We start from the raw sequence: 12,307 nt of genomic DNA on the forward strand, positions 1-12,307 counted from the left end.
TGGCGGATACTGATCGCCATGGATGAGGTCGAGGTCGTGGTCGCCCATTCCGAGCGGGCCACCCTGCGCGTCGGCGATGTCTTCCTGAAGGTGGACGCCGATCAGGCCCGTATCGAAGCCGAGGTCAAGGCGATGGCTCTGGCGCCCGTCCCGACCCCGCGGGTCCTGTGGCGCAAGCCGCCCGTGCTCGCGATCGCCGCCGTGCCGGGGACGGCTCTCGGCCACCTCGGGCAGCCGTCGACCGCGTCCCCGGCGGCGTGGGCCGCGGCGGGTGCCGCCGTCCGGAAGCTGCACGACGCGCCGTTGCCGCCCTGGCCCGGCCGGCGCCGCCAAGGGCCCGACGAGTTGGCGGCGGAACTCGACGGCGAGTGCGAGCTGCTCGTGGCGAACGGCGTCCTGCCCGCCGACCTCGTCACCCGCAGCCGCCAGGTCGCCGAGGCCGCGCTGCGGCCGTGGACTCCGGTGTTCGCGCACGGCGACCTGCAGGCCGACCACGTCTTTGTCGACGGCGACGAGGTCACCGGCATCATCGACTGGTCCGAAGGGGGCCCGGGTGATGCGCTGTTCGACCTCGCCACCTTGACGATCGGACACCAGGAGCGCCTGAGCGACGTCGTCGCGGGCTATGGCACCGATGTCGACCTCGACGGTATCCGCGCGTGGTGGTCGATGCGCAGCCTGCTGGGGGTTCGCTGGCTGGTCGAGCACGGCTTCGACCCGTTCGCGCCGGGCTGTGAAGTCGACGTGCTGAAGGCGTGCGCGAACTCCTGGTAGAGCGCTGACTTTGGGTGATCTCCCGATCCGTTGACCGTCGTGTGGACGTCATGTATACATGCTCCATGCACGGTGGATCCACATCCGGAACGGCCCGTAGCTGGCCCCGATGCGTGGAGATGTCATGGCACCAATCAGCAGGCGTGGCCTGCTCGCAGTAGGCGGCGGCGCACTGGGCAGTACGGCACTGGCGGCCTGCGGAAGTCCGGCGAAACTGCCCGATTCCATGGAGGAGATACGCACGCGGCCCGACCGGCCCAGCCGGGGCGGGGTGCTGCACTTCGGCCTCTCCACGGACCCGGCCAACCTCGATCCGCACGTCACCACGGGCGCGGCCTCGGACTTCCTGCGGCAGCTCACCTATAACGGCCTGCTGCAGTACGACGGCGACGGCGAGATCACCGGTGACCTCGCGGCGGACTACGGCTGGTCGAGCCGTACGACCTACAAGGTCAAGCTGCGCCCGGGAGTGCGCTTCCACGACGGCTCCCGGCTCACCACCCAGGACGTGGTGTTCTCCTTCCGCCGCATGATGGACAAGAAGACCGCGGCGACCACCGGACCGCTGCTCGACCAGGTCGACGCCGTCGAGGCCGAGGACGCCACCACGGTGGTCTTCCGGATGAAGCAGCCCGACACGACGCTGCCCTTCGTCCTCGCGGGGCCGACGGCGAACATCGTCTCCCAGCGGTGGATCGAATCGGGGGTCGACCCCAAGACGCGGGTCATGGGCACGGGCCCGTTCAAGTTCATCGAGCGCATCCCCGGCGTGAGCACGACGCTGGAGCGCTTCGGCGACTATTTCGACCCCGAACTGCCGTATCTCAACGGCATCGTGTTCCAGCCGATGAGCGACGACTACGCCCGCGTGACGGCCCTGCGCACCGCGACCGTGGACATGATCGATTACGTGCCGGCGACCCACGTCGACGTCATCACGAAGAATCCCCGGCTGCGGTTCGCCTCCGACAAGACCTTCGGCTTCGGCTTCGTCGGCTTCGTCACCAGCAAGCCGCCGTTCGACGACGTCCGCGTGCGCAAGGCCATCGCCCTGTCGATCAACCGGCCCTCCGTCCTGGAGACGGCGCTGCTCGGCCACGGCCGGCCGATCGACGGCGCGCTGATGTCCGACGCCTTCGCCGGCTATCCGGCCAAGCTCGACAACACCCTCGGATACGACCCGGAGCAGGCCCGCTTCCTGCTGAAGAAGGCCGGCCGGGAGGGCATGACCATGCCGGTGGTCACCACCAGCACGTACTCGGTGATATCCCGGCCGGCCCAGGCGATGCTGCCGGGCATCCGGGCGGCGGGGGTGGACGTGCGGCTCACCCAGCAGGAGTGGCTGACCTTCCGGGCCAGCGTCACGGCCAAGTCCTTTCCGGTGCACTCCTGGGGTACGGCACCCAAGTTCGGCGATCCGTCCTCGCTGGGGGACTTCCTCAGCAGCACCGGCACCTTCGCCGTCAACACCGACTTCAAGGACGAGCGGATCGACCGGCTGCTGGGGGAGGGGCGCCGGGCGCGCAGCCGGGAGCTGCGCGACGAGATCTACCGGGACGTGGAGCAGCGGGCCCTCGAACTGCTGCCGATGACCTGGACCGTCCGCCGGCAGCAGGGCGAGGCGCACTACGACTACGTCAAGGGCTACCGGCATCCGCCCAAGGGCTCCTGGACCGGGACCACCCTCCGCCGCATCTGGATGGAGAAGACCGCATGAAACGGTTCCTCCTCACCCGGTTCGCCCAGGCGCTGCTGCAGCTCTTCGCCGTCGGCACCATCGTCTTCTTCCTCGTCCGGCTCATCCCCGGCGACCCGGCGCGGGCCGCGCTCGGCGAGGGCGCCACCGACGAGCAGGTCGCCCAGACCCGCGAGGCGATGCACCTCAACGACCCGTTCCTGCAGCAGTACTTCGGCTTCTGGGGGCGGCTCTTCCAGGGCGACCTCGGCACCTCGCTGCTGAGCAGCCGCCCGGTGATGCAGGACCTGCCGACCCGCCTGGGCAACTCCCTCGAACTGGTGCTGGTCTCCCTGGCCATCGCGCTCGTGCTGGGCATCCTGCTCGGCCGGATCGCGGCCACCCGCGCCGACAAGCCGGCCGACCACGCCCTGGTCGGCGGGTCGATCTTCGGGATCTCGCTGCCGGTCTTCGTCCTCGGCACGCTGCTGCTGATGGTCTTCGCGTTCCTCATCCCCGTACTGCCGCCGCAGCGCTTCACCACCCCGTGGGAAGACCCGGTCACCCACCTGCAGATCCTCATCCTGCCGGTGGTCACGCTCACCGCCGCGTCCTGCGCCGTGATCACGCGGATGACGCGGTCGGCGATGCTGGAGACGCTCACCGCCGACTACGTGCGCACCGCCCGCTCCAAAGGGCTCTCGGAAAAACGGGTGATCAAGGACCACGCGCTGCGCACCGCGCTGCTGCCGGTGGCGTCCGCGGCCACCATCGAGCTGACCACCCTGATCGGCAGCACCGTGCTGGTGGAGACCATCTTCGGCTGGCCCGGGGTGAGTTCGCTGCTGATGAGCGCCGTCGGGCAGCGCGACTATCCGGTCATCCAGGCCGTCGTGCTCGCCGTCGCGGCCATCGTCATCCTCGTCAACCTGGTCGGCGACCTGGTCATACGAGCCCTCGACCCGCGGGCGGAGGAGGCCTGACATGTCGACCGCAGAACTCACCTCATCCCAGGCACCACCCGAGGCCGCGGCGCCGGCCCGGCGCGGCAGCAAGTACTTCCTGCGCCGCCTGGCCGCCAACCGCCGCACCGCCATCGCGGGCGGATTCCTGCTCCTGGTCGGACTGGCCGCGCTGCTGGCACCGCTGATCGCGCCGCACGACTACCGCGACATCGTCGGCAAGCCGCTCACCCAGGGCGGGGTGCTGGGCGTCGACGACTTCGGACGCGATGTGCTGTCCCGGCTGCTGATCGGGCTGCGCACCTCGCTCGCGGTCGCGCTGTCCGCCGTCGTCATCGCCGGCGTGCTCGGCACCGCGCTCGGCCTGGTGGCCGGATACGGCAGCCGGCTGGTGTCGGGCGTCATCATGCGCGGGATCGACATCCTGCTCAGCTTCCCGCCCATCGTGCTGGCCATCGCCGTGGTGGCCGCGATGGGACCCGCGCTGATCAACGTCGTGATGGTCATCGGCGTGCTCTACATCCCGCGCTTCACCCGCATCGTCTACAGCCAGGTGCTGGCCATCCGGCACGTCGAATACGTCGAGGCCTCCGAGGTGATGGGCACCCGGCGCAGCACGATCCTGCTGCGCACCATCCTGCCGAACGTGGCCGCGCCGGTGATCGTGCAGCTCAGCCTCTCGGTGAGCTTCGCCATCCAGATGGAGGCGGGCCTGAGCTTCCTCGGCCTCGGCGCCCAGCCGCCGCTGCCGTCCCTGGGCACCATGGTCGGCGCGGGCCGCGACTTCCTCGAGGTCCAGCCCAGCCTGCTGATCTACCCCTCGGTGCTGATCATCCTCCTCGTCCTCGCCCTGAACGTCTTCGGCGACGGCCTGCGCGACCTGCTCGACCCGCGCCGCCGCGGCACCGACTCCTGACTTCTCTTCTCCGCACCGCACCGCACGCGAAAGGACCGCCTTATGACCGTCACCCTGCCCGACACCCACCGCCTGGGCGAGCTCTCCTGGACCCAGGTCAAGCACCTGGCCGCGCAGGACCCGGTCGTCCTCCTCCCCATCGGCGCCATCGAGCAGCACGGCCCGCACCTGCCGGTCCACGAGGACTCCATCGTCGCCGAGTGGGTCGCCGACCGGCTGGCCCGCGAGCACGGTTTCTGGGTCGCACCCGCCCTCAACTACGGCCACTCCGGCACCTTCCGCGGCTACGCCGGCAACCTCTCGCTCAGCCAGGAGACGCTGCGCAACGTCACGTACGAGATCATCGAGGCGCTGGTGAAGTCCGGCTTCCAGCGCATCGTGATCGTCGACAACAACGGCGGCAACGTCGGCCCGGTGACCGGCGCCTCCCTCGACGCGCGGCGCGACTTCGGCGTGCTGATCGGGCACCTGTACCCGTGGCAGCTGGGCTACGCCCTGATGCGCGACGTGTACAAGGACCCGGCCACGGCGTACGGGCACGGCGCCGAGCCGGAGCACTCCGCGATGCTGGCGATGTTCCCCGAGCAGGTGCAGAGCGAGTTCGCCGAGCCCGGCGGGCTGGCGTCCGACGCCGGGTGGACGCCGACCAGTTACACCGACGCCGCCATTCCCGGATACGACGTGCCCGGCACCGTTCTGTGGGATTTCTCCGAGGTCAGCCCCACCGGCTGCACCGGCGATGTGAGCCTCGGCAGCGCCGAGACCGGCGCGATCTGGATCGAGCGGGTGCTCGGCTTCTGCGCCTCCTACCTGCGCGAATACGACCGGAACACCCGCTCCGACACGGCCGCGGGGGCAGCATGACGGGCCCGGCGCCGGCAGCCGGCACTGTTCTGACGGTGGACGGGCTGTCGGTGGACTTCCGGATCGCGGGGGAGTGGACCCCGGCGGTGAAGGACATCAGCTTTACGGTCGGCAAGGGCGAAGTCGTCGCCCTGGTCGGAGAATCCGGCTCTGGCAAGTCGGTGAGCTCGATGTCCGTGCTCGGGCTGGTCGGCGGGAACGTGCGGCACAGCGGCAGCATCCGCTTCCACGACACCGAGCTGCTCGGCCTCGACCACGAGGCGCTGCGCGGCATCCGCGGCAAACGCATCGCGATGATCTTCCAGGAGCCGATGACGGCGCTCAACCCCGTCTACACCATCGGCCGGCAGATCGCCGAGGCCATCCGCTGCCACGAGCCGATGTCCGCCGCCGACGCCCGCACCCGGGCGGTGGAGTTGCTGACCAAGGTCGGGATACCCGAGCCCGAGCGGCGCGTCGACAGCTATCCCCATCAGCTCTCCGGCGGCCAGCGGCAGCGGGCGATGATCGCCATGGCGATCTCCGGCTCGCCCGAGGTCATCATCGCCGACGAGCCGACCACGGCCCTCGACGTCACCGTGCAGGCCGAGATCCTCGACCTGCTGCGCGGCCTGCAGAAGGACCTCGGCTCCGCGGTGCTGATCATCACCCATGACATGGGCGTCGTCGCGGACCTGGCCGACCGGGTGATCGTGATGAAGCGGGGCGAGGTGGTTGAAGAGGCCCCCGTCGAGCGGCTGTTCGCCGCGCCCCGGCACGACTACACCCGCACGCTGCTCGCGGCCGTACCGAAGCCGCCGACTCCGGGTGAGGCCGAGCCGGTGCCGGAGGCGACGTCCACAGGCGGGACGGCGACCGCGACGCTGCGGGTGACGGATCTCGAAGTCGAGTATCCGGGCCGGCTGGGCGAGAAGGGCTTCAAGGCCGTGCACGGCGTCAGCCTCTCCATCCGCAAGGGGGAGGTGCTGGCGCTGGTGGGCGAGTCCGGCTCCGGCAAATCCACCATCGGGCGGGCCATCGTCGGACTCGCCCGGGCGACCGCCGGGTCCATCCAGGTCTGCGGCACCGACGTCACCCGCCTGACCGGCCGCCGGCTGCGCGCCTTCCGCCCCACGTACTCGATGGTCTTCCAGGACCCCGGTGCCTCGCTCAACCCCCGGCTGTCGATCGGGGACTCGATCGCCGCGCCGCTGCTGGTCAACCGCACCGCCGACCGGGCCGGTGCGCGCGCCCGGGTGGCCGAGCTGCTCGAGCAGGTGGAGCTGCCGGCGAGCTGGGCCGAGCGCTTTCCGCACGAGCTGTCCGGCGGGCAGCGCCAGCGCATCGGGATCGCCCGCGCGCTGGCGCTGGAGCCGGAGCTGCTCATCGCCGACGAGCCCACCTCGGCGCTCGATGTGTCCGTCCAGGCCACCGTGCTGCGGCTGTTCCGGGAGCTGCAGGACCGGCTCGGCTTCTCCTGCCTGTTCATCAGCCACGACCTCGGCGTCGTCGAGCTGCTCGCCCACGAGGTCGCCGTCCTCCAGCACGGCCGGCTCGTCGAACACGGCCCGGCGCGCGAGGTGCTGGCCCGGCCGCGTACCGACTACACCAAGCGGCTGGTGGCGGCCGCGCCCGTCCCGGACCCGGCCAGGCAGGCCGAACGCCGCCGGTTGTGGCGGGAGATGGCGGCGTGAGGGCCGGGCCGGTCAGCGCGTCACTTCAGATGGGCGACGACCGTGTCATCAGGGTTGAGATGGGTCCGCAGCGTGGCGGCCGCCCGCTCGAAGTCGTGCCGGGTCAGGGCGTCCAGCAGGGCGGTGTGCTCGCGCATGATGATGGGCAGCCGCTCGGGCCGGATCGAGACCGCCGTCAGGCCGATCCGCAGATGCCGCGGCTGCAGGCTGCGGAACAGATCGATCAGGACGGTGTTGCCCGTCGCCCGTACGAAGCCGGAGTGGAAGAGGAAGTCGAGCCTCGTGTGCTCGGCGATGGCCTCGCGGTCGCCGGCCTGCGAGCGCTTGAGCATGTCCGGCTCCCCCATGCGCTCCAGCAGGGCGGACTGCTCCCGCGGGATCTCCAGCTGCTTCTCGCACAGCGTCCGGAAGCCGTGGATCTCCAGCACCTGACGCATCTCGAACGTCTCGATCATCTCGCCGACGGTGACGCGGCGGACCTGGGCGCCGCGCCGGGGGAGCAGGTCGATGAACCCCTCCGCCGCCAGCCGGTGCAGCGCCTCGCGCACCGGCGTCCGCGACACGCCCGCCTCCTCGGAGACGATCTTCTCCTCGAGGAAGGCACCCTCCGGATACCGGCCCAGCGCGATGGCTTCCCGGACCCATTCGTAGGCCCGTCCCCGCGCCGACACGTCGCGGCCCCCCTGGTCGACTGACACGCTCATCTCCCTCACGGTCATTTGTATACGCAGTGTATACCTGTTCAAGGAGGCTCATGTCCTCGCGTACGACCGATGTTCAACGCACCTATGCCGCCTGGCTGTCCGACCCGAGCTTCGCGGCCGCCGAGATCGTGGCGGCCGCGGGGTACGGCGCCGTGGTGCTCGACATCGAGCACGGCTCGTTCGACCTCGCCGACCTGGAGCGGTTCATCCCGTTCCTGCGGCGGCTTGACCTCGAGGTGCTGGCGAAGGTGCTCGGCCCCGAGCGCGGGCCGATCCAGCAGGCGCTGGACTTCGGGGCCACGGCGGTGGTCGTCCCGCACGTCGAGAGCGCCGCACACGCGGCGGCGGTCTGCGCGTACGGCAAGTTCCCGCCGCTGGGCGACCGCAGCTTCGCCGGCGGCCGCACGGCCGGGTACGGCGGCTTCGACGACGACTGGGTCGCCCGGCAGGACCGCGCGACCCGGGTGTACCCGATGATCGAGGACGCCGGGGCGATCGAGGAGATCAAGGAGATTCTCGCGCTGCCGGTGGTCGACGGCGTCTTCGTCGGCCCCAGCGACCTGTCGCTGCGCAGGGCGCGCGGCGCCTACACCCGTAACGCCGCGGACTTCGCCGACCTCGCCGTCATCGCGGACGCGGCCCGGGCCGCCGGCAAGCCCTGGGTGCTGCCGGCCTGGTCGACGGAGGAGAAGGCCTTCGCCCTGGCGCACGGCGCCGACCAGCTCGTCCTGACGATGCAGCACGGCGCCCTGCTGGCCGGCTTCCGCGCCGCGCTGGCCGAGACCGCGGAGCTCGCCGGGAGCCGGCAGCCGTAAGCACGCCGCCACCACAGACCACCTCAGCTCCACCACGTGAAAGGTAGTGCATCCCGCATGTTCGCCACTGTCGCGCAGTTCGCCTCCACCACCGACAAGTCCGCCAATCTGGAAGCGGCTTCCGGCCTGATCGCCACGGCCGCGGCCCAGGGCTCCGACCTCGTCGTGCTCCCGGAGAACGCCATGTACGCCAACCCCGACCCGGCCGCGGAGACCGCGTCCCAGGCCGAGCCGGTCGACGGGCCGTTCGCGTCCGCGATCGCCGCGGCGGCCAAGGAGCACTCCATCGCCGTCGTCGCGGGCATGACCGAGACCCCCGCCGCGGGCTCCGGCAAGCCCAGCAACACCGTCCTCGCCGTCGACGGCACCGGCGAGCGGCTCGGCGTCTACCGCAAGGTCCACCTCTACGACGCCTTCGGCTACCGGGAGTCCGACCGCATCCAGCCGCAGCCCGCCGAGGCGCTCACCTTCACCCTCGGCGGCCTGACCTTCGGCGTCATGACCTGCTACGACCTGCGCTTCCCGGAGATGGCCCGGTTCCTGGTCGACGCCGGAGCCGATGCCCTCGTCCTCCCGGCCGCCTGGGTCGTCGGCCCGGCCAAGGAGGACCACTGGACGACTCTGCTGCGGGCGCGGGCGATCGAGAACACCGCGTACGTGCTCGCCAGCGGGCAGACCGGCCCCAACTGGTGCGGACACAGCGCGATCATCGACCCCATGGGCCACACCCTCGCCTCGGCCGGCGAGAACCCGGGCGCCGCCACGGCCGTACTGGAGGCCGGGCGGGTCGGGGAAGTCCGGGCGAAGAACCCGAGCTTGGCCAATCGGCGCTTCGCGGTGAGCTTCGGCTGACCTTTGGCAGGCTGGCGTGATGCAGATACTCCTGCGCGGCGGGCGCGTACTGGATCCGGGGACGGACACCGACGCCGTCCGCGATGTGCTGGTCCGTGACGGGCGGGTGGCCGCCGTCGGGCCCGGCCTGCCGGCGCCGGACGGGGCCGCCGTGCTCGACGTGTCCGGGCTGGTCGTCGGCCCCGGCTTCGTCGATCTGCACAGCCATGTCCATACGATCGCGGGCCAGCGCCTCCAGGCCTTCGACGGGGTGACGACCGCCCTGGACCTGGAGGCGGGGCTGATGCCGGTCACCCGCGCGTACGCGGACGCCGCGCGCGAGGGCCGGCCGCTGAACTACGGCTTCTCCGCGTCGTGGGGCGCGGCCCGCGCGCAGGCGCACCTCGGTGTCGAGCCCGACGCCAGTATGGCGAGCACGCTCGCCCTGCTGGGCGATCCGGGCTGGCAGCGGACCTCGTCGCCGGCGGAGCTGCGCACCTGGCTGTCGCTGCTCGAGCGCGAACTGGCCGACGGCGCGCTCGGGATCGGGATCCTCATGGGCTACGCGCCGCGCAGCGACCCGGCCGAGTTCCTCGCGGTCGCCCGGCTGGCGGCGGCCGCGGGCGCCCCGACGTACACGCATGTCCGGGAGCTGGTGGAGGCCGACCCGACGACGCCGGTCGACGGGGCCGAGGAGCTGGTGCGGGCGGCGGCGGAGACCGGCGCCGCGATGCACCACTGCCACGTGAACAGCACGTCGCGGCGGCACGTCGACCGGGTGCTCGGCATGCTGGCGAAGGCGCAGGGCGAAGGGTCCCGGATCACGGTGGAGGCCTATCCGTACGGCGCCGGCTCCACCGGCATCGGCGCCTTCTTCCTCGCCCCCGAACGGCTCCCGGCGTGGGGGATCCAGCCGTCGGACATCGTCGTCCTGGAGACGGGGGAGCGGATCGCCGACGCGGCGCGGCTGCGGGAGGTGCGCGCCAGCGATGCCGGCGCCGAGTGCTTGGTCGAGTTCCTCGACGAGGACAAGCCGGCCGACCGGGACCTGCTGCGGCAGGCGCTGGCGTATCCCGACGCGATCGTGGCGAGCGACGCGATGCCGATCGTGTGGGGCCAGGGCGCATACGACTCGCGCGAGTGGCCACTTCCGCCCGGCGGGTCGACGCACCCGCGGACGGCGGGCACCTTCACCAAGACGCTGCGCCTGATGGTCCGCGAAACCGGCACCTGGAGCTGGCTGGAGGCCTTCCGGCGGTGCTCCTACCTGCCCGCCCGGGTGCTCGACGCGATCGCGCCCGGCGCCCGGGCGAAAGGCCAACTCGGCGTCGGCGCCGACGCGGACCTGGTCGTCCTCGACCCGGACCGGGTCACCGACACCGCGACCTACTTCGACTCGACCCGCCCGTCCGCCGGCATCCACCACCTGCTCGTCGGCGGCACCCCCGTCATCCGCGACGGACAGCTCCGGACCGACGCCTACCCGGGCCGGCCACTGCGCGGCGAGCCGGTCTGAGGGCTCAGCCGGGCCACCGCGGCGGCTGCTATAAGGCCGCCTGATACCCCCCTCGCGAATCTCCGCCTTCCTCGCCTCTGACCACCGTGTTTCCATCGCATGAACTCACGACGTGGTGAGAGGAACCCCCGTGACAGCTCTGCATACCGCGATAGCCATCCTTCTGGTTGTCCTGCTCATCCTGGTGCCCAAGGTGGAACCGGTGATCGCCCTGGTCATCGGCTCGCTCTACCTCGGCATCGCCGCCGGCCTCGGCTTCGAGGGCACCATCGAGACGATCGTGGCCGGCTTCGGCGACATCATGGCGGAGGTGGGCCTGCTCATCGGCTTCGGCGTGCTGCTCGGCTCGCTCCTGAACTCCATGGGGGCGCTGCAGAAACTCGTCGAAAAGCTGCTGCGCATCCTGGGCCCGGGCAAGCTGCCCTACGCCCTCGCCGGCGCCCTGAGCGCCGTCTTCCCGTCGATCTACGTGGACGTCCAGCTCGTCCTCGCCGCCCCGCTCGCGAAGCGCGCGGCGCCGCGCATGGGGCGTTACGGCCTGCCCATGATGGGCGGCGCGCTGAGCGCGGGCATCCTCGTCGGCTACGTCTTCGTGGTGCCGGGCCTCGGCACCCTGGCGGTCGCCGGACTGCTGCACGTGCCGCTGAGCACGATGCTCGTGTACGGCTTCGCCCTCGGCCCGCTCGCCGCGCTGCTGACCACCTTCCTGTTCGGGCGGCTGCTGCGGCGCGGCTTCTGGAACCCGGAGACCGACGAGGTCCCGGAGGAGCCGGACGACGCGGAGAACGGCGGCGCGGCAGGTAGCTCCGGCGGGGCGGCCGGCGGGGGCGGGGAGCCCGTAATCAAGGACGGGGCTGTCGCAACGGCCGCCGCCACCTCCACCACCTCCGCCACCGGCGAGCCGGACTCCCACCGCCCGCTGCCGCCGCTGTACCTCTCCCTGCTGCCGATCATCGTCCCGCTGCTGCTCATCGCCACCGGCGCCATCGCCGACGCCGCGGGCGTGAAGTCGGACCTGCTCACCTTCCTCGGCAACCCGGCCTTCGCCCTCTTCGCCGGTCTCGTCGGCGCGTACGCCCTGGCGCGGTGGGTGCACACCGGCGAGCGGGTGGACCGGGCGATGACCGAGGGCTTCCACAGCACCGGGCAGATCCTGCTCGTGACCGGCGTGGGCGGCTCGCTGGGCGCGGTCATCGGCAAGACCGGCCTCGACAAGGTGCTCTCCGACATGTTCTCCGCCGACGCCGGCATGTCCACCGTGGTGACGATCCTGCTGGTCTGGCTGGTCGCGGCGCTGCTGCACCTGGCCATCGGCTCCATCGGCGTCGCCGCGATCGCCGCCGCCGGGATCATCGCCCCGATCATGGGCGACCTGGCCGTGCCGCCCGCGGTGCTGGCCCTGGCGATCGGCTCGGGCTCGCTCTTCGCGCTGCAGGTGAACAGCAACTTCTTCTGGATGTTCCAGCCGCTCCTCGGGGTGACCACCAGGGGCGCGCTCAAGGCGCTCACCTTTGTGACCTCGCTGGCATCGGTCGTATCGCTGGTGCTGGTCATCGCCGTGAGCTTCGTGGTGTAAG

11 protein-coding genes are annotated in these 12,307 nt (G+C 71.3%); 10 read left to right on the forward strand and 1 reads right to left on the reverse strand.

The window, feature by feature from the left end; genetic code table 11:
* Positions 1–18: 18 nt before the first annotated feature.
* From G5C51_RS10490 to G5C51_RS10515, 6 genes are all read left to right on the forward strand, one after another.
* Positions 19–774 (forward strand): phosphotransferase family protein, encoded by a 756-nt coding sequence (locus G5C51_RS10490; RefSeq protein WP_165235452.1) that lies wholly within the window; start codon positions 19–21, stop codon positions 772–774.
* A 226-nt stretch (positions 775–1,000) separates the two neighbouring features.
* Entirely contained in the window at positions 1,001–2,491 is a 1,491-nt protein-coding gene (locus G5C51_RS10495; protein WP_240929539.1) for an ABC transporter substrate-binding protein, read from the forward strand.
* Positions 2,488–3,432, forward strand: a complete 945-nt coding sequence (locus G5C51_RS10500) for an ABC transporter permease (RefSeq protein ID WP_165235458.1) — start codon at positions 2,488–2,490, stop codon at positions 3,430–3,432. Before G5C51_RS10495 ends, G5C51_RS10500 begins: the two co-directional genes overlap by 4 nt.
* 1 nt (position 3,433) lies before the next feature.
* Positions 3,434–4,327 carry an ABC transporter permease gene (locus tag G5C51_RS10505; protein ID WP_165235462.1) on the forward strand — a complete coding sequence of 298 codons (894 nt, stop codon included), beginning with the start codon at positions 3,434–3,436 and terminating at the stop codon, positions 4,325–4,327.
* 42 nt (positions 4,328–4,369) lie between these two features.
* Positions 4,370–5,191, forward strand: coding sequence for a creatininase family protein (locus G5C51_RS10510; RefSeq protein WP_165235465.1), 822 nt, complete (start codon positions 4,370–4,372; stop codon positions 5,189–5,191).
* Positions 5,188–6,864: an ABC transporter ATP-binding protein gene (locus tag G5C51_RS10515; protein ID WP_165235468.1), complete on the forward strand. Its 1,677-nt coding sequence runs from the start codon at positions 5,188–5,190 to the stop codon at positions 6,862–6,864. The genes G5C51_RS10510 and G5C51_RS10515 overlap by 4 nt, the downstream gene beginning before the upstream one ends.
* A 20-nt stretch (positions 6,865–6,884) precedes the next feature.
* On the opposite strand, the gene G5C51_RS10520 is transcribed toward G5C51_RS10515, so the two are convergent.
* Positions 6,885–7,562: an FCD domain-containing protein gene (locus G5C51_RS10520; protein ID WP_165235471.1), complete on the reverse strand. Its 678-nt coding sequence runs from the start codon at positions 7,560–7,562 to the stop codon at positions 6,885–6,887.
* Between the two features lie 56 nt (positions 7,563–7,618).
* Between G5C51_RS10520 and G5C51_RS10525 the strand changes: the two genes are divergently transcribed.
* The 4 genes from G5C51_RS10525 to G5C51_RS10540 all read left to right on the forward strand — a co-directional run bounded on the left by G5C51_RS10525 (position 7,619) and on the right by G5C51_RS10540 (position 12,306).
* Positions 7,619–8,383 (forward strand): aldolase/citrate lyase family protein, encoded by a 765-nt coding sequence (locus G5C51_RS10525; protein WP_165235474.1) that lies wholly within the window; start codon positions 7,619–7,621, stop codon positions 8,381–8,383.
* A 57-nt stretch (positions 8,384–8,440) separates the two neighbouring features.
* A complete protein-coding gene (locus tag G5C51_RS10530) occupies positions 8,441–9,235 on the forward strand; it encodes a carbon-nitrogen hydrolase family protein (protein ID WP_165235477.1) in 795 nt (264 codons plus the stop codon).
* 19 nt (positions 9,236–9,254) lie between these two features.
* Positions 9,255–10,730, forward strand: coding sequence for an amidohydrolase family protein (locus tag G5C51_RS10535; protein ID WP_165235480.1), 1,476 nt, complete (start codon positions 9,255–9,257; stop codon positions 10,728–10,730).
* Positions 10,731–10,860: 130 nt separating this feature from the next.
* Positions 10,861–12,306, forward strand: coding sequence for a GntT/GntP/DsdX family permease (locus G5C51_RS10540; protein ID WP_165235483.1), 1,446 nt, complete (start codon positions 10,861–10,863; stop codon positions 12,304–12,306).
* Position 12,307 lies beyond the last annotated feature (1 nt).

This window comes from Streptomyces coryli (assembly GCF_011044975.1).
Classification (GTDB): domain Bacteria; phylum Actinomycetota; class Actinomycetes; order Streptomycetales; family Streptomycetaceae; genus Streptomyces; species Streptomyces coryli.

Excerpts from the sequence above, each read along its gene's own strand:
- G5C51_RS10490 (WP_165235452.1), top strand. The coding sequence starts at position 19 with ATGGATGAGGTCGAGGTCGTGGTCGCCCATTCCGAGCGGGCCACCCTG.
- G5C51_RS10505 (WP_165235462.1), top strand. The coding sequence starts at position 3,434 with ATGTCGACCGCAGAACTCACCTCATCCCAGGCACCACCCGAGGCCGCG.
- G5C51_RS10500 (WP_165235458.1), top strand. The coding sequence starts at position 2,488 with ATGAAACGGTTCCTCCTCACCCGGTTCGCCCAGGCGCTGCTGCAGCTC.
- G5C51_RS10495 (WP_240929539.1), top strand. The coding sequence starts at position 1,001 with ATGGAGGAGATACGCACGCGGCCCGACCGGCCCAGCCGGGGCGGGGTG.
- G5C51_RS10525 (WP_165235474.1), top strand. The coding sequence starts at position 7,619 with ATGTCCTCGCGTACGACCGATGTTCAACGCACCTATGCCGCCTGGCTG.
- G5C51_RS10535 (WP_165235480.1), top strand. The coding sequence starts at position 9,255 with ATGCAGATACTCCTGCGCGGCGGGCGCGTACTGGATCCGGGGACGGAC.
- G5C51_RS10530 (WP_165235477.1), top strand. The coding sequence starts at position 8,441 with ATGTTCGCCACTGTCGCGCAGTTCGCCTCCACCACCGACAAGTCCGCC.
- G5C51_RS10515 (WP_165235468.1), top strand. The coding sequence starts at position 5,188 with ATGACGGGCCCGGCGCCGGCAGCCGGCACTGTTCTGACGGTGGACGGG.
- G5C51_RS10510 (WP_165235465.1), top strand. The coding sequence starts at position 4,370 with ATGACCGTCACCCTGCCCGACACCCACCGCCTGGGCGAGCTCTCCTGG.